This is a genomic window from Ruegeria sp. TASC047 (assembly GCF_059612445.1).
Genome location: NZ_JBXWQP010000029.1, coordinates 125,629 through 142,291, shown reverse-complemented (window position 1 = coordinate 142,291; position 16,663 = coordinate 125,629). Strand labels below are relative to the sequence as shown.

The window sequence follows — 16,663 nt, the reverse complement described above, 5'->3', positions numbered from 1 at the left end:
GCCGTTACGCATCCCCGGTGCCGTCTAGGAACTGCATCGGATCAAAATCGTCCGGCAGATCATCCATCCATTCTTCGGTCTTGGCCAGTTCCTCGACCTCGTAGGTCTCGGGCTTCCAGATCTGAAAGGTGTCGCCTGCGGCGATAAAGAACGCCTCGCCTTCGAGGCCGATCTTGCTGCGCAGCTTGGCGGGCAGCACAAGACGCCCGGTTTCGTCCACGTTGGTCGGGAAGGACTGACCATGGAACATGCGCTGCAACATCCGCCGCTGCATCGAGCCGCGCGGCAGGGCATCGATCTTGGCATCAACCTCGTCAATCGCCTGCATGGTATAACATTCAAGGTATTTGCGGCGGTGGTCACCATAGACAATCACCAGTTCAGGGTTGTCACCGGGCTGCCAGTTGGGATCGGACGATTCAAGCACACGGCGAAACGAGGCCGGGATCGACACCCTGCCCTTCGTATCCACCTTATGGTGGCTTTCACCTCTAAACCTGCGCGCCAAGACGACTGTCCCTTTCGCTTGCGCCCCACCTTGAATTCACGTTCCCCCCGGATGAAAAACGGCGGGTTGATCTGCTGCCACTGATCAACCCGCCGCATTGACCCGCTTTGCGGGATGTCCAGCTGCGCGCGCCACCTGGGGGGATGTCTGCTCGCCCGCGCGCCGGATCTCTTGGTTGATGAAAGCGAGATGCCTGTATGAAACCTGAATATTTTTGGTCGGGGTCGTTTGGTGCCCCTGCTGCCTCGTCCTCATCGGATGTATAAGGGATGACATGGGAATTCATGGAAATCAATAGGAATTTTGCGCAGCGTGTCATGAGGAACACGGCCAGACTGGATTATCATTGAAGGATTCGAGCTTCATGACACCAGTTTTAGCGGGTAGCAAAAAGCCCACCCCCATATATAGGAAAATTTATCGGTCGAAATTTTTCCCGCGATTTCCCAAGAATTTTGACATCTTTTCATTTTGACTGGAAATATTGGCGTCAAATGCACAATCAGCCCTTCGAATCGTTCAAAATTTCGGGGCGTTTGCCAGCAATCTCCCCCACGCGACCACATTGCCCCATGATTTCCCGCGAGCGATTTACCCAAGCCTTGTCAACATCGGAACGGATATGTTTTGCCCATTTTCCCGCCGAGTGCGCTCAATTCAAAGGCAGGCCACCGGGAAAGGCCAGATGCCCCTGCCAAAGCTGACCTAGGGTCGACCCCATATTTTCAAGGCGCATCGCTGCGAAATGAAAAAACTGAGCCAATCTATGCATTTGCTGCATAGCAGCATTGATGTCGCGACCTATTGTGCAATTGCAGCATTTGCCTATCTTCAGTCTCAAGCAAGGGCCGGACGATACCGGCAAGACAAAAAGATACGGATGATGAGCATGGCAGTCGCAAGCACGCATACAGCAGTAAAGAACGCACCGGCGTTCGGTTTTGGCGCAGTTCTGGAAAACGCGAAGACCCGGTTCGTGCGCTATCGCATGTATCGCCAGACGGTCAATGAACTGTCCACCCTGTCGAACCACGAGCTGGCCGATCTTGGCCTGCACCGCTCGATGATCCGCCGCGTTGCCCTGCAGGCGGCAAACGAACAAACCGCGCGATAAGCGCGACACGCATACTGAGATCAGGCCCTTCCTCCTCCCTTAGGGTCTGTAATCAGCGGCAACGTCTTCCTCCTCCCTGACGTTGCCGCACCTAATACCGGCCTCAACCCGCCGGACACGGATACATCGGGGCGTCCTCCTCCCTGCCTTGATGTTGAAAGCGCGCGGCGATGTCTTCCTCCTCCCTGACATCGCCGCGTCTTCCTCATACCGGGTTCAAACCCGGGTTCGCATACATCAGGGCTCTCCTCCTCCCTGCTCTGATGTTGACAAGACGGCGGTTCCCTCTCCTCCTCCCTGGGAACCGCCGTTTTTTGTTTTCCGGACACTGGTGTAGGATGGCGTCCTGATTTCTGATGCGGAGGACGCCATGGCCGCCTATTTCATTGCGCAGATCAACATTCACGACCCGGACGGATATCAGGGCTATCTGGCGGGTTTCATGCCGATCTTCGACCGCCACGGCGGTCGCCTGCTGACGGTCTCATCCAAACCGGTCGAACGGATCGAAGGCAATTGGCCCGAAGGCGGAATTGTGTTGATGGAATTTCCGGATCTTGCAGCAGCGAAATCCTGGAAGGATGACCCGGATTACATCGAACTGGCGAAGATCCGAAAGGCCACCGCAACCACCAATCTGGTTCTGGTCGACGGGATATGACGCCTCAGAACGGGACGTCATCCTTGTTGGTCAGAAAACGCGAGACCACTTTCTTGATGCCCGCCTTGTCGAAATCGACCTCGACCTTGTCACCTTCTATCCCGATCACCGCGCCGTAGCCGAATTTCTGGTGAAACACCCGTTCGCCCAGCGTGAAACTGGCCAGTGCGGTGGCGTCGATCACCGTGTTGCGGCTTTCGCGGGGTTGCGACATGCCATATTGGCCCTGCCGCGCCTGCAACCGTCTCCAACCCGGCGAGTTATAGACGTTGGCTTCGGCCGCGCGGGTTTCTATGCCTGCCGTCTGATGGCCGCCGCCATAAAGGCCCGGAGGTGTCAGCACCTCGACATGGTCCTCGGGCAACTCGTCAATGAACCGTGACGGCATCGAGTTCTGCCATTGCCCGAATACCCGCCGGTTGGCGGCGAAGGAAATCGTACAAACCTCTTCGGCGCGGGTGATACCGACATAGGCCAGACGGCGTTCTTCCTCGAGCCCCTTGAGGCCGGTTTCGTCCATCGACCGTTGCGAGGGGAACAGCCCGTCTTCCCACCCCGGCAGGAAGACGACGGGAAACTCCAGCCCCTTGGCCGCGTGCAGGGTCATGATCGAGACTTTGGCCCCGTCACCGTCCTGTTCATTGTCCATGACCAGGCTGACATGTTCCAGAAACCCTTGCAGGTTTTCGAAATTATCCAGTTGGTTGACCAGTTCCTTGAGGTTTTCCAGACGCCCCGGCGCTTCGGGGGTCTTGTCGTTCTGCCAATGGGCCGTGTAGCCGGATTCGTCGAGGATGATCTGGGCCAGCTCGATATGGGTATGCTCGGGCGCGCCATAGCGGATCGGCGAAACCCCATCATCGATAACCGTGTCATCATCGACCTCAATCCGAGGCCCGCGTGTCATCGCATTCCACCGGACCAACCCGTCGATCAACTCGCGCAGCGCTTTGCCGCCTTTTCCCTTGATCAGCCCGTTGTCGACTGCGATCCGCGCACCTTCTACCAGAGACACGCCGTTCTCACGCGCCACAATCTGAATGGTCTGCTGCGCCTTGTCGCCCAATCCGCGTTTCGGCGTATTCACGATCCGCTCGAACGCCAGATCATCCTCGGGGCTGGTCACCAGCCGGAAATAGGCCATGGCATCGCGGATCTCCATCCGCTCGTAGAAACGCGGGCCGCCGATCACCTTGTAGGGCAGACCGATGGTCAGGAACCGGTCCTCGAACGCGCGCATCTGGTGCGAGGCGCGGACGAGAATCGCCATCTCATCAAGATTCATCGGTCGGATACCGCGCGTCCCGCCCTGCATCGCGTCGATTTCCTCGCCGATCCAACGGGCCTCTTCCTCGCCATCCCAATGGCCGATCAGGTTGACCTTGTGGCCGTCTTTGGCATCGGTCCAAAGCTCCTTACCCAAACGGCTTTCGTTCCCCCGAATGACGTTGGAAGCTGCCGCCAGAATATGCGGGGTCGAGCGATAGTTCTGCTCCAGCCGCACCACGTAGGCACCGGGAAAGTCCTTTTCGAACCGCAGGATGTTGCCGACCTCGGCCCCGCGCCAGCCATAGATCGACTGGTCGTCATCGCCCACGCAGCAGATGTTCTTGTGCCCCCCGGCCAGCAGCCGCAACCACAGGTACTGGGCGACGTTGGTGTCCTGATACTCGTCCACAAGGATGTAGCGGAACCAGCGCTGGTATTGTTCCAGAACATCCGGGTGGGTCTGGAAAATCGTGACCATGTGCAAAAGCAGGTCACCGAAATCCACCGCATTCAGCTCGCGCAGGCGGGTCTGGTACTGGGCGTAAAGTTCAATGCCCTTGTTGTTATAGGCCCCGGCATCCGCCGCTGGTACCTTGTCGGGCGTCAGCGCACGGTTTTTCCAGTCATCGATGATCCCCGCCAGCATACGCGCGGGCCAGCGTTTGTCATCGATATTGGCGGCGCGAACCAATTGCTTGAGCAGGCGCAGCTGGTCGTCGCTGTCCAGAATGGTGAAGTTCGATTTCAGATCGACCAGTTCCGCGTGGCGGCGCAGCAGTTTGACGCAAATGGAATGGAAGGTGCCCAGCCATGGCATTCCTTCGGCGGGTTGGCCAAGCAGGCGGCCTACTCGTTCCTTCATCTCGCGCGCGGCTTTGTTGGTGAAGGTCACCGACAGTATCTCGTTCGGGCGCGCGCGCGCCGTGTTGAGCAGATGCGCAATCCGGGCCGTCAGCGCCTTGGTCTTGCCCGTCCCCGCCCCAGCCAGCATCAGAACCGGGCCGTCCAGGCGTTCGACCGCGTCACGTTGAGCCGGGTTCAGCTCATCCAGATAGGGCGAAGGGCGCACGGCCATAGCCCGCGCCGACAGGGATGCGCCTTCGAAGGCGTCCATTTCGTCAAAACTGCTCATGCCCCCAAACTACGCCGGATGATCGCCGAGGGAAAGAGTTTGTTCACGGCTTGTTCGCAAGGATTTTTCACGTCTTTTTGCATTCAATTCTAAACAAAGATGCCGCTGCCCTGTGGGGCTGTTAACCCTCTGTCAAGTCCTGGCCCGGATGCTGGTTCCATTGCTGTGGGAGTGGAACAGATGGAAGCGAAGGAACTGACGGGCGGGTCGTCACGGCTGAAACTTGTGGGTGTTACCCTGATTCTGATCGCGCTGACAGCGGCAGCGGGATGGGGCATCTACGCGGCCCCTGCCCCGGTTGTGGACCGCATGTTGGAATCGGATTTGCGAAAAGACGCCATGCAGCTAAGCCGTCAGGTCGAAAGCCATCTGAACGATCTGGATGCAACGTTTCGGTACCATGAACTGCACGAGCATGACGCGGAATTCCTGATGCTGCTGCCCGAAACCTCGGACATCTACCGGTTCAAGCTGTTTGATGCGTCCGGTCGGGTGTTCTGGTCGACCCGGGCCAGTGATGTCGGGGCCGTGAACACAAAACATTACTTCCATTCAGTCGTCGCCGCCGGAAGGGTTTTTTACAACCACGAGGAAAAACCCGCGGCAGAGGTTGAGTCGATTGACAATGACCCCGCCTGACATGCGAGCCCAAACACCCGACATGTGGCCGAAGTTTATACACCGATCATCAAGGACGGCGTTTTCCTTGGCGCTATCGAGTTTTATTCGGACATCACCAATCTCAGAACCCTGTTCATAACGCGCATGCGTCTGTCGCTGGCGTTGCTGAGCAGCGTCGCGTTGCTGGCGCTGGCCACGGTCATCCTGATTGTCCACCGCACCAACCGCCGTCAGATGCGCGATCTACACAAGCGCGCCGTGAAAGAACGCGAACTGATGGGAGAGCAGCTTCGCCTGGCGCGTGAGGTGCGCCTGCTGGGCGAGTTGAACGAGTGGCTGCAATCAAGCCGCTCACTGGATGAGCTTTTCGACATGGTCGCGCGCTTTATGACCCATATCCTGCCCGAGGCCGAAGGGAGCGTGTACGTCTATTCCAACTCGCGCGACGTGCTGGACGGGTGTGCCAGCTGGAACGGGGGAACGCATAAATCTCATATCCATCCAGAAGGATGCTGGGGTTTGAGGCGCGGCCGGACTTATGAGTACGGTGCTTCTGAGATCGATTTTGTCTGCGAACATGCCGAACCGCATGACGGGCGGCCCTATTTCTGTTTTCCCATTCTGGCCCACGGGGAAACCGTTGGTCTGTTGCATCTGCGCGCGGCTGAGGGGCGTGAGGCCTGTTTCCACAAAAGCCGCAAGCTGGCGCAGCTGTGCGCCGAACAGATCAGCATGGCAATCGCCAATGTCCGTATGCGCGATCAGCTGCATGACCAATCGGTGCGCGACCCGCTGACCGGGCTGTTCAACCGCCGCCACATGACCGAGACATTGCGCAAGGCCATCAGCCGCAGCCAGTAGACCGGCGCCGCGCTGAGCCTGATTGCCGTGGACGTCGATCACTTCAAGAAATTCAACGACACGCATGGTCATGACGCCGGAGACATGGTGTTGCGCGCGGTCGGCGCGGCGCTGGAACAGGGCTGCGACCGGGACGAGATCGCCTGCCGCATCGGCGGTGAGGAATTCATGCTGATCCTGCCCGACAACAGCCCCGAAGATGCCATGACCCGGGCCGAGCAGTTACGCCAGTCGGTCGAGGCGGTCATTGTCCGCTATGGCGAAAAGGCCCTGCCCCGTATCACAATCTCGGTCGGGGTCGCACATTACCCGGCCCACGGCACCATGCCGCAGGATCTGATGCGTGCCGCGGATGATGCGCTGTATGTCGCCAAGGACAAGGGGCGCAATCAGGTTCACGTCGCCGCCGGGGTGCTGGAGCAGGCCAGGCGCGTTCCCGCAACGGGTAAACGCCCATCGCCGGAAGCCGCCTGAAAACCTTGCCGAATCGCCCCGAAGGCCGGATCAATCCTTATGGACCTGCACAGCACTTATCCGGGCATTCCCGATCTGAAACGCCGCGCACGCCGTCGGCTGCCGCACTTCGTGTGGGAATATATCGACAGTGGCACCGGGATAGAAACGACGCGGCATCACAATCGAAAGGCGCTGGATGATGTCCGTCTGAGCCCCTCGATCCTGCATGGGGACCTTGAATTCGATACGTCGGTGAAAATCCTGGGTGGCACCTGCCCTTTGCCCTTCGGCATTGCGCCAATCGGGATGTCCGGGCTTGTCTGGCCTGATGCAGAGCGACTGCTGGCGCAGGCCGCCGCCAAGGCAGGCATTCCCTATTCGCTATCGACGGTGGCCAGTCAGAGCCCCGAAGACCTGGCCCCCTATCTGGGCGAGACCGCGTGGTTCCAGCTGTATCCGCCAAGGGATCCAGAAATTCGCATGGACATGCTGAACCGGGCGCGCGGGGCCGGATTTCGAACTCTGGTTCTGACCGCTGACGTCCCTGTCGCCTCGCGCAGGGAGCGGCAGACGCGCTCGGGCCTGCGGCAGCCACCGAAACTGACACCGCGCCTGCTGGTACAGATCGCTCAAAGACCCGCCTGGGCTTTGGGTATGCTGCGCAGCGGTGTTCCGCATATGCGCACGCTGGACAAATATATCGATGACCCTGGTGATCTGCCGCCGACGGCCCATGTCGGATACCTGCTGCGGACCTCTCCGGATCTGGATTACGTCAAATGGCTGCGCGATCATTGGGAAGGGCCGTTCGTCGTGAAAGGCATCCTGCGTCCCGAGGATGCAGACAGGCTGGAACGGGTGGGTGTGGACGCCCTGTGGGCGTCGAATCACGGGGGCAGACAGTTCGATGCAGCCCCGGCCAGCATTGAGGTTCTTCCCGCGATCCGGAACGCGACCCGCCTGCCGCTGATTTTCGACAGCGGTGTCGAAGGCGGGCTGGATATCCTGCGTGCGCTGTCGCTGGGCGCGGACTTTGTCATGCTGGGGCGTGCTTTTTTGTACGGTCTTGCGGCACTTGGCGCCAAAGGCCCTGCGCATGTGATCGATATCCTGAGGCAGGATCTGCACGCGAATATGGGTCAGATGGGACTGGCCGATCTATGTCAGTTTGAGACGAAACGCTAAATTATTGATGCTGCAACGCGGCATCCCTATAAGTGTGCCGAGGCCAAAGGGCGTTTGCGAGCGATAACATGCCGGTTCTACCCAGAAGAACGGATGTACCTGTGCGTATTCTCCGCCCAATAAGACGCCCAAACACCAAAGACCGGGACCTGATATGACAGACTTCAACAAGATCCTGATCGCCAATCGCGGCGAGATTGCCATCCGCGTCATGCGCGCAGCAAACGAGATGGGCAAACGCACCGTCGCTGTTTACGCTGAAGAAGACAAACTGGGCCTGCACCGGTTCAAGGCGGATGAGGCCTATCAGATTGGCGAGGGCATGGGTCCGGTCGCGGCGTATCTGTCGATTGACGAGATCATCCGCGTGGCCAAGCATTGCGGCGCGGACGCGATCCATCCGGGCTATGGCCTGCTGTCTGAAAACCCGGATTTCGTGGATGCCTGTGTCAAGAACGGCATCACCTTCATCGGCCCCCGGGCCGAGACCATGCGCGCATTGGGCGACAAGGCCAGCGCGCGGCGCGTGGCCATCGCGGCCGGTGTGCCTGTCATTCCAGCCACCGAAGTTCTGGGTGATGACATGGACGCGATCCGCAAGGAGGCCGCCGAGATCGGATACCCGCTGATGCTCAAGGCGTCCTGGGGTGGCGGCGGACGCGGGATGCGCCCGATCCAGTCGGAGGATGAGCTGGAAGAAAAGGTTCTGGAAGGCCGCCGCGAGGCTGAGGCCGCCTTTGGCAATGGCGAAGGCTATCTGGAAAAGATGATCACCCGTGCCCGCCATGTCGAGGTGCAGATTCTGGGCGACAAGCATGGTGAGATTTATCACCTTTATGAACGCGACTGTTCGGTCCAGCGCCGGAACCAGAAGGTCGTCGAACGCGCCCCTGCCCCTTACCTGAGCGAAGAACAGCGCGCTGAGATTTGCGAATTGGGCCGCAAGATCTGCGCCCATGTGAATTACGAATGCGCGGGCACTGTCGAGTTTCTGATGGATATGGAGACGGGCAAGTTCTACTTCATCGAGGTGAACCCCCGCGTACAGGTCGAACACACGGTCACCGAAGAGGTCACCGGGATCGACATCGTTCAGGCGCAGATCCTGATCGCCGAGGGCAAGACTCTGGCCGAAGCCACCGGCGCCGCCAGCCAGGCCGATGTGCATCTGAACGGTCACGCGCTGCAAACACGGATCACCACAGAAGACCCGCAGAACAACTTCATCCCCGATTATGGCCGGATCACCGCTTATCGCTCGGCCACGGGCATGGGCATTCGTCTGGATGGCGGCACGGCCTATGCGGGCGGTGTCATTACGCGGTACTACGACTCGCTGCTGACAAAGGTCACCGCCTGGGCGCCGACGCCCGAGAAGGCGATCAGCCGGATGGACCGCGCCCTGCGCGAGTTCCGTATTCGCGGCGTCAGCACCAATATCGACTTCGTCATCAACCTGCTGAAGCACCCGACCTTCCTGTCGAATGAATACACCACCAAGTTCATCGACACGACGCCGGATCTGTTTGCCTTCAAGCGCCGCCGCGACCGGGGCACCAAGGTTCTGACCTATATCGCCGATATCACGGTGAATGGTCATCCCGAAACCAAGGACCGCCCCAAGCCGCGCGCCGACCTGAAAGTCGCCAAGCCCCCCGCGCAGAAGGCTGAGCCGCGGATGGGCACGCGCAACCTGCTGGAGCAGAAAGGCCCGCAGGCCGTGGCGGACTGGATGAAAGCGCAGCGGCAGCTGCTGATCACCGACACCACCATGCGCGACGGGCACCAGTCGCTGTTAGCGACCCGGATGCGGTCGATCGACATGATCAAGGTGGCGCCAACCTATGCCGCGAACCTGCCGCAGCTGTTCTCGGTCGAGTGCTGGGGCGGTGCGACGTTCGACGTGGCCTACCGGTTCCTGCAGGAATGCCCATGGCAGCGTCTGCGCGACCTGCGCGAGGCAATGCCGAACCTGATGACACAGATGCTGCTGCGGGGCGCGAACGGGGTTGGGTACACCAATTATCCCGACAACGTGGTGCAGGAGTTCGTGCGCCAGGCATCGAAGAACATCGACGTCTTCCGCGTCTTCGACTCGCTGAACTGGGTCGAGAACATGCGCGTTGCGATGGATGCTGTTATCGACAGCGGCAAGATCTGCGAGGGTACCGTTTGTTACACTGGTGATATTCTGGACCCTGACCGCACCAAATATAACCTGAAATACTATGTCGGAATGGCCAAAGAGTTGCGCGACGCAGGCGCGCATGTTCTGGGTCTGAAGGATATGGCGGGCCTGTTGAAACCTGCCTCGGCCAAGATTCTGATCCGGGCGCTGAAGGAAGAGGTTGGACTGCCGATCCACTTCCACACCCATGACACGGCCGGTATCGCCAGCGCGACCATCCTTGCCGCCTCTGAGGCGGGCGTGGACGCGGTGGATTGCGCGATGGACAGCTTCAGCGGCAACACGTCTCAGGCAACGCTGGGCACCGTGGTCGAGGCGCTGCGCCATACTGACCGTGACACCGGGCTGGACATCAAGGCGATCCGCGAGATCAGCGATTACTTCGAGGCCGTGCGCGGACAGTATGCGGCCTTCGAATCAAGCCTTCAGGCCCCGGCGTCCGAGGTGTATCTGCACGAGATGCCGGGTGGTCAGTTCACAAACCTCAAGGCGCAGGCGCGCAGTCTGGGTCTGGAAGAGCGCTGGCACGAGGTCGCGCAGATGTACGCCGATGTAAACCAGATGTTCGGCGATATCGTAAAGGTAACGCCCTCGTCGAAGGTTGTTGGCGATATGGCCCTGATGATGGTCAGTCAGGGCCTGACCCGCGAGCAGGTCGAGGATCCGGCGACAGATGTGGCCTTCCCCGACTCGGTCGTCGACATGATGCGCGGCAATCTGGGTCAGCCTCCGGGCGGCTTCCCGAACACCATCATCAAGAAGGTGCTGAAGGACGAGGCCCCCAACACGCAGAGACCCGGCAAGGATGTGCCTGCCGTCGATCTTGAGGCCACCCGCGCCGAGCTATCCAAGCAGCTTGAGGGCAAAGAGGTCGATGACGAGGATCTGAACGGGTACCTGATGTATCCCAAGGTGTTTCTGGATTACATGGGCCGTCACCGGATTTACGGCCCGGTCCGCACCCTTCCCACGCGCACCTTCTTCTACGGTATGGAGCCCGGCGAAGAGATCACGGCCGAAATCGACCCCGGCAAGACGCTGGAAATCCGGTGTCAGGCTATCGGCGAGACGGATGAAAAAGGCGAGGTCAAAGTGTTCTTCGAACTCAACGGCCAGCCGCGTGTGATCCGGGTGCCGAACCGGATGGTCACATCAACCACTCAGGCGCGCCCCAAGGCCGAGGTCGGCAACCCCGATCATGTCGGTGCGCCGATGCCCGGTGTTGTGGCCACAGTCACTGTGACCGCGGGCCAGCAGGTCAAGGAAGGCGACATGCTGCTGACCATCGAGGCGATGAAGATGGAAACCGGCATCCACGCCGAACGCGACGCGACCGTCAAAGCCGTGCATATCCAGCCCGGCGGCCAGATTGACGCAAAGGACCTTCTGATCGAACTGGAATAAGCCATAAAACAAACTAATGTTCATCAGGCCGTGTGGGAGACCACACGGCCTTTTTCTATGATTGAGCGGAGACCCATTATGCTTGCAATCACCCCGATCTATGCGGCCCTGGTCGCACTTCTCTACGTCACACTCAGCGTCAAAGTGATCCTGCAACGGCGCAGCGACAGAATCTCGGTCGGGGATGGTGGCAGCAAGCTGATGATCAAGGCGATACGGACACACTCGAACTGCGCCGAATACGCCCCGATTTCCCTGTTGCTGATTGCTATGGCCGAGTTGCAGGGCGCGGCCGGGGTTTTGGTCCATCTGCTGGGGCTGATGTTGCTGGCGGGGCGTCTTTTGCACGCGTACGGATTTGGACGGACGCCACAGATCGTCATCCTACGGCAGGCCGGCATGAGCCTGACATTCCTCGCCATTCTGGGTGCGGCCTTCGCAAACCTGATTCTGGCGCTTTAGGCCGTCTGGCGGGTGTTACCCTGCCAGAACGGTTGTTTCGATCTGCGGCGCGCCCAGCAGAACCGGTGTGAACCGGTCATGTTCATGCCGGTCCGGTTTCAGGATGGCAGCGCCGATCAGAATCATCGCGGCAAGCATCACGATCTTCAGGTCTGCAACGGATATCATGACGGCACCTCCTGCCTGTGTTTCGTTGATTTGCATTACGGGTTGAACGGGCCACGGGCCGGATTCCGTCGAAAAGATTTTTCCCGCTTTTTGTGTTTTTCCGCTTGCAGCCCCGCGTGGGAATTTATACATCCCTCCTCACTCAACGGCGCGGGCGTAGCTCAGGGGTAGAGCATAACCTTGCCAAGGTTAGGGTCGGGCGTTCGAATCGCCTCGCCCGCTCCATTGAGAGGTCTTCGGACCACATATGTATCTGATGCGGGCGTAGCTCAGGGGTAGAGCATAACCTTGCCAAGGTTAGGGTCGGGCGTTCGAATCGCCTCGCCCGCTCCAGATACCAAGTTTTCCCAAACATATGGTTCTTTCGTTGGCATTGCGCCATTGTGGCTGTGGTTTCAATCACGCACGGGAAATGCTTATGTCCGACTATGTCATTCGCCCCCTGACTGCGGATGAAATGCAGACCGCTGTCGACTGGGCAGGCCAAGAGGGCTGGAACCCCGGCTACCACGACGCCGCCTGTTTCTACGGCACCGACCCCAACGGGTTTCTGGGCGGGTTTCTGGACGATGAGATGATCGCATCAGTGTCTGTGGTGGACTATGGTGATGCGTTTTCGTTTCTGGGATTTTACATTGTACGTCCGGAATTTCGGGGGTCGGGTTACGGGCTGAAAATCTGGCATCGGGCTTTGGCGCAACGAACCGGGCGCAATATCGGGCTCGACGGGGTCGTTGATCAGCAACACAATTACCGCAAGTCTGGTTTCACCTTTGCCTATAACAATTACCGCTTCACCGGCACTGTCAGAGGCATTCTCGACACTCTAGGGCAGAGCGATGACGCATCAATCAGCCCGCTCAGTCAGCCATCGCCGGAGCTGTTCGCCTATGACCGGCAACTCTTCCCTGCGCAGCGCGACGCGTTTCTAACAGGTTGGCTGAGTGCGCCGAATCATATCTCACGGGTGTGTACAGTGGAGGGGCAGATCAGGGGATATGCCACCTTGAGACCGTGTAAGACAGGGTACAAGATCGGGCCGCTTTTCGCAGATGACGCCGGTGTCGCACGGGGCCTGCTTGCCAGTCTTTTGACTGCCGTATCAGCAACAGCCAGCGACCAAGCGGTTTTCATCGACATGCCACAGCCCAACGCGGCCGCTTTTGCTTTGGCGGATGCGCTGGGGCTTGTGAAAGTGTTCGAAACGGCTCGGATGTATTCCGGCGATCAGCCGGATATCGACCTGAGCCGCATCTTTGGCGTGACCACCTTTGAACTGGGTTAAAACGCCTTGAACGTCATCGTCGTCAATGAGCGTTCGATATTGGGAATCACCAGCAGGTGCTCGTTGATGAAATGGCCCACATCCTCGGTTTCGGGGATGTAGAGCTTGAGCATCAGATCAAACTCACCGCTGGTGGAATAAAGCTCTGAGTGTATTTCGCGCAGGGCGATTTCCTCGGCCACCTTGTAGGTGGTGCCGGGTTTGCAGCGGATCTGGATGAATACGCAGGTGGACATGGCTTGGCCCTGTTGGTTCATGTTGTCTGCAAGCTGACATGGTGCCGGGCCGGGTGCAATCCCTTGCAACAGTTTGCAGCGATTGCAACGCATGGTCTGGATCAACCCACCCCACCCCGTCTATAAGCGCGCCTGTAGCAAAAGGAATTTGCCCATGCGCACCGCTTCGATCAGCCGCAAGACTGCCGAAACCGAAATTTCGGTCTCGGTCAATCTGGATGGCACCGGTACATATGACAATCAGACCGGCGTCGGGTTCTTTGACCATATGCTGGACCAGCTGGCGCGCCACTCGTTGATCGATATGACAATCCGCGCCAAGGGTGACTATCACATCGACGATCACCACACGGTCGAGGATACCGGCATCGCGCTGGGTCAGGCTTTGACACAGGCCCTGGGCGACAAAAAGGGCATTCGTCGCTATGGCGAGTGCCATCTGCCGATGGATGACGCGCAGGTACGCTGTGCGCTGGACCTTTCGGGCCGCCCGTTCCTGATCTGGAATATCGATCTGTCGACGCAAAAGATCGGTACGTTCGACACAGAACTGGTGCGCGAGTTTTTTCAGGCGCTCAGCACCCATGGCGGCATCACCTTGCATATTGACCAGTTGCACGGCTTCAACAGCCACCACATCGTCGAGGCCGCGTTCAAGGCAGTCGCGCGTGCCCTGCGGGATGCAGTTGAAACCGATCCGCGCAAGGCGGATGCGATTCCGTCGACCAAGGGTGCCCTGTAAATGCTCACCGCCATAATTGATTACGAAAGCGGCAATCTGCATTCAGCGGAAAAGGCGTTTCAACGCATGGCGCAAGAAGTCGGCGCAGGTGACGTTGTTGTCACCTCGGACGCGGATGTGGTTGCGCGTGCGGACCGACTGGTTCTGCCCGGTGATGGTGCCTTCCCGGCCTGTGCTGCCGAGCTGCGCGGCCATAAGGGTATTTATGACGCGATGGTCGAGGCGGTCGAACAGAAGGGCCGCCCTTTTCTGGGCATCTGCGTTGGCATGCAACTGATGGCAACCAAAGGCCATGAATACACCGAGACCGATGGTCTGGGCTGGGTGGCAGGCGATGTTGTTCGAATCGAACCGTCAGATGCCGCTCTGAAAGTGCCGCATATGGGCTGGAACGATCTGGTTCTGGAAAGCGATCACCCGATCTTTGCCGGGGTGAAATCAGGCGATCACACCTATTTCGTCCATTCCTACCATTTTCGCGTGTCCGACCCGGCGCAGCGATTGGCTTATGTGGAATACGGGCAGGACGTCACGGCCGTGATTGGCCGCGACACGATGGTTGGGATGCAGTTTCACCCCGAGAAAAGCCAGGATGTTGGCCTGCGTATGCTGGGCAACTTCCTGACCTGGAAGCCCTGAGGCTTACTGAACCCGCGTCCAGGTTTGCCCGCGGCAGATCAGGCCGCCCGCCACGCAGCCCTTGACGGTCAGCGCATTCTGGCCGTCCAGAGACATTTTCGAGTTGTAGGTTTTGTCCCGGTCGGGGGCCCAGATCTTACCGCTGTCATAGCTGCCGCCCCCTTCGGGGACCATGTCCCAGATGATCTTTTTGCCAAGGTTCTCATATTCCAGCTGCTGGTTGCCATCCGCGTCGAACGCGCTATCGATGGAGCCGCAGATCGCACTGCCGCATTCGGAAATCGTCACATGCAGATAGCCACCCGTGTCGCCCGGCGCGGTTTTCCACAGGCCGTCAACCGGATCGTCTGCAAAAGCAGCTGTAGCAAGCAGCATCAGGCCCGCTGAAAGAGTAGAAGTCTTCATGATTTTCTCCCTGTTTTGTGGGCAGTCTGACCCGCTAATGGGCGGCGGGCAAGAATGACCCAGCGTCGCGTTGCATCCCCTGCCCTGCTTGTGCGATATCCCGCGCGTGTAACAGTGATATAGGGCCGCCCGACATGATCCTCTACCCCGCCATCGACCTCAAAGACGGCCAGGCCGTACGCCTGCTGCGCGGTGAAATGGACAAGGCCACCGTGTTCAACGAAGACCCGGCCGCTCAGGCCCGTGCCTTTGTCGAGGCGGGGTGCGAATGGCTGCATCTGGTCGACCTGAACGGTGCATTCGCAGGCGAGCCGGTCAACGCAGCACCGGTTGAGGCAATTCTGAAAGCGTGCAAGGTGCCTGCGCAACTGGGTGGTGGCATCCGCGACATGGCCACGATCGAAACATGGATCGAGAAGGGGCTGGCGCGGGTCATTTTGGGCACTGTCGCTGTCGAAAATCCAGATCTGGTGCGCGAAGCAGCCAAAGCCTTTCCCGGCAAGGTCGCTGTCGGCATCGACGCACGCAATGGCATGGTGGCCACCAAGGGCTGGGCCGAAGAGACCAATGTTCAGGTCACTGATCTGGCCCGTAGTTTCGAAAACGCGGGCGTTGCGGCAATCATCTACACCGATATCAATCGCGACGGTGCCATGCAGGGCCCGAACATCAAAGCGACCGCTGCCCTGGCACAGGCCGTTTCCATCCCTGTGATCGCCTCGGGCGGTGTCAGTTCACTGGACGACCTGATCGCCCTTCGCGATTGCGGCGTTGCGCTGAACGGCGCGATTTCAGGCCGGGCGCTTTATGATGGCGCAATTGACCTGGCCGAGGCCATCCGCGCCCTGTCGTGATCGGTTATTGCGCGGCTGCGGCGGTCAGCTTGGCCAGTGCACCGCGCATCTTTTCGATGACCGGTGATTTGTCGACATCGTTCAGGTCGTCCAATGTCTCTTTCGGGTCTTCATAGATCAGCCAGACCTGGCCATTGGAGTCTTCGTACGCCTGCACCTTGAGAGGCAGAAACAGCCCGGCGCGCGGGTCGATCTGCATGGCTGGCGTACCCAGCGCCGGGTTGCCGAAGATCAGCACCTGATTGGCAGGAATGGACGTACCGATCTTTTCCGCCCCGGCCGCGTGGTCGATGCGGGCAAACACGGTTGCGCCTGCATTTCCGACGGCGGCTTCCAGCGCGTCCAGCGCCTCGGCCACGGATTTGTCGGTTTGAACCTTGATCAGATCATCTGCCATTGCGGTCAGCGCGCCTCCGATTGAAAAAACACAAGCCAGTATCAGTCTACGCATATCGATATTCCTTCTGTGAAAT

General features: G+C 59.2%; 18 protein-coding genes and 2 tRNA genes. 14 read left to right on the top strand and 6 right to left on the bottom strand.

Going from position 1 to position 16,663, the window contains the following annotated elements:
• Positions 1–4: 4 nt before the first annotated feature.
• Positions 5–508 (bottom strand): division/cell wall cluster transcriptional repressor MraZ, encoded by a 504-nt coding sequence (mraZ, locus tag AC2FLO_RS08530; RefSeq protein ID WP_267363323.1) that lies wholly within the window; start codon positions 506–508, stop codon positions 5–7.
• Positions 509–1,397: 889 nt separating this feature from the next.
• On the opposite strand from mraZ, the gene AC2FLO_RS08525 reads away from it, so the two are divergent.
• Both AC2FLO_RS08525 and AC2FLO_RS08520 read left to right on the top strand, forming a co-directional pair.
• Complete coding sequence (locus tag AC2FLO_RS08525; protein ID WP_496804431.1) at positions 1,398–1,622, top strand: DUF1127 domain-containing protein; 225 nt, start codon at positions 1,398–1,400, stop codon at positions 1,620–1,622.
• A 370-nt stretch (positions 1,623–1,992) separates the two neighbouring features.
• Positions 1,993–2,283 carry a DUF1330 domain-containing protein gene (locus AC2FLO_RS08520; protein ID WP_496752692.1) on the top strand — a complete coding sequence of 97 codons (291 nt, stop codon included), beginning with the start codon at positions 1,993–1,995 and terminating at the stop codon, positions 2,281–2,283.
• A gap of 4 nt (positions 2,284–2,287) precedes the next feature.
• On the opposite strand, the gene AC2FLO_RS08515 is transcribed toward AC2FLO_RS08520, so the two are convergent.
• Positions 2,288–4,684, bottom strand: coding sequence for an ATP-dependent helicase (locus AC2FLO_RS08515; protein WP_496752693.1), 2,397 nt, complete (start codon positions 4,682–4,684; stop codon positions 2,288–2,290).
• A gap of 180 nt (positions 4,685–4,864) precedes the next feature.
• Here AC2FLO_RS08515 and AC2FLO_RS08510 point away from each other — a divergent pair, with 180 nt between their 5' ends.
• The 6 genes from AC2FLO_RS08510 to AC2FLO_RS08485 all read left to right on the top strand — a co-directional run bounded on the left by AC2FLO_RS08510 (position 4,865) and on the right by AC2FLO_RS08485 (position 11,861).
• Entirely contained in the window at positions 4,865–5,323 is a 459-nt protein-coding gene (locus AC2FLO_RS08510; RefSeq protein ID WP_496752695.1) for a hypothetical protein, read from the top strand.
• Positions 5,324–5,347: 24 nt separating this feature from the next.
• Positions 5,348–6,166, top strand: coding sequence for a hypothetical protein (locus tag AC2FLO_RS08505; RefSeq protein WP_496752697.1), 819 nt, complete (start codon positions 5,348–5,350; stop codon positions 6,164–6,166).
• 12 nt (positions 6,167–6,178) lie between these two features.
• On the top strand, positions 6,179–6,640 hold the full coding sequence (locus AC2FLO_RS08500; protein ID WP_496806603.1) for a GGDEF domain-containing protein: 462 nt from the start codon (positions 6,179–6,181) through the stop codon (positions 6,638–6,640).
• Positions 6,641–6,679: 39 nt separating this feature from the next.
• Complete coding sequence (locus tag AC2FLO_RS08495; protein ID WP_496752699.1) at positions 6,680–7,807, top strand: alpha-hydroxy acid oxidase; 1,128 nt, start codon at positions 6,680–6,682, stop codon at positions 7,805–7,807.
• Positions 7,808–7,961: 154 nt separating this feature from the next.
• Entirely contained in the window at positions 7,962–11,399 is a 3,438-nt protein-coding gene (locus tag AC2FLO_RS08490) for a pyruvate carboxylase (protein ID WP_496752701.1), read from the top strand.
• 78 nt (positions 11,400–11,477) lie between these two features.
• Complete coding sequence (locus AC2FLO_RS08485) at positions 11,478–11,861, top strand: MAPEG family protein (protein ID WP_496752703.1); 384 nt, start codon at positions 11,478–11,480, stop codon at positions 11,859–11,861.
• A 15-nt stretch (positions 11,862–11,876) separates the two neighbouring features.
• Here AC2FLO_RS08485 and AC2FLO_RS08480 read toward each other — a convergent pair whose 3' ends face one another.
• A complete protein-coding gene (locus AC2FLO_RS08480) occupies positions 11,877–12,029 on the bottom strand; it encodes a hypothetical protein (RefSeq protein ID WP_209597812.1) in 153 nt (50 codons plus the stop codon).
• A 150-nt stretch (positions 12,030–12,179) separates the two neighbouring features.
• On the opposite strand from AC2FLO_RS08480, the gene AC2FLO_RS08475 reads away from it, so the two are divergent.
• From AC2FLO_RS08475 to AC2FLO_RS08465, 3 genes are all read left to right on the top strand, one after another.
• Positions 12,180–12,254, top strand: a tRNA-Gly gene (locus tag AC2FLO_RS08475).
• A gap of 33 nt (positions 12,255–12,287) precedes the next feature.
• Positions 12,288–12,362 (top strand) — tRNA-Gly (locus tag AC2FLO_RS08470).
• An 85-nt stretch (positions 12,363–12,447) separates the two neighbouring features.
• Entirely contained in the window at positions 12,448–13,314 is an 867-nt protein-coding gene (locus AC2FLO_RS08465; RefSeq protein ID WP_496752705.1) for a GNAT family N-acetyltransferase, read from the top strand.
• Here the strand turns inward: AC2FLO_RS08465 and AC2FLO_RS08460 are convergent.
• Entirely contained in the window at positions 13,311–13,550 is a 240-nt protein-coding gene (locus AC2FLO_RS08460; protein WP_480482339.1) for an Lrp/AsnC family transcriptional regulator, read from the bottom strand. The two genes, AC2FLO_RS08465 and AC2FLO_RS08460, sit on opposite strands and share 4 nt — an antisense overlap.
• A 154-nt stretch (positions 13,551–13,704) precedes the next feature.
• Between AC2FLO_RS08460 and hisB the strand changes: the two genes are divergently transcribed.
• Together hisB and hisH are read left to right on the top strand one after the other, a co-directional pair.
• On the top strand, positions 13,705–14,292 hold the full coding sequence (hisB, locus tag AC2FLO_RS08455; RefSeq protein WP_496752707.1) for an imidazoleglycerol-phosphate dehydratase HisB: 588 nt from the start codon (positions 13,705–13,707) through the stop codon (positions 14,290–14,292).
• Positions 14,293–14,931 carry an imidazole glycerol phosphate synthase subunit HisH gene (gene hisH / locus AC2FLO_RS08450; RefSeq protein ID WP_480537406.1) on the top strand — a complete coding sequence of 213 codons (639 nt, stop codon included), beginning with the start codon at positions 14,293–14,295 and terminating at the stop codon, positions 14,929–14,931.
• A 3-nt stretch (positions 14,932–14,934) separates the two neighbouring features.
• Here hisH and AC2FLO_RS08445 read toward each other — a convergent pair whose 3' ends face one another.
• On the bottom strand, positions 14,935–15,336 hold the full coding sequence (locus AC2FLO_RS08445; protein ID WP_496752709.1) for a DUF2147 domain-containing protein: 402 nt from the start codon (positions 15,334–15,336) through the stop codon (positions 14,935–14,937).
• A gap of 134 nt (positions 15,337–15,470) precedes the next feature.
• Here AC2FLO_RS08445 and hisA point away from each other — a divergent pair, with 134 nt between their 5' ends.
• Positions 15,471–16,190: a 1-(5-phosphoribosyl)-5-[(5-phosphoribosylamino)methylideneamino]imidazole-4-carboxamide isomerase gene (hisA, locus tag AC2FLO_RS08440; protein ID WP_496752711.1), complete on the top strand. Its 720-nt coding sequence runs from the start codon at positions 15,471–15,473 to the stop codon at positions 16,188–16,190.
• Positions 16,191–16,194: 4 nt separating this feature from the next.
• On the opposite strand, the gene AC2FLO_RS08435 is transcribed toward hisA, so the two are convergent.
• Positions 16,195–16,641 (bottom strand): DUF302 domain-containing protein, encoded by a 447-nt coding sequence (locus AC2FLO_RS08435; RefSeq protein ID WP_267363290.1) that lies wholly within the window; start codon positions 16,639–16,641, stop codon positions 16,195–16,197.
• Positions 16,642–16,663 lie beyond the last annotated feature (22 nt).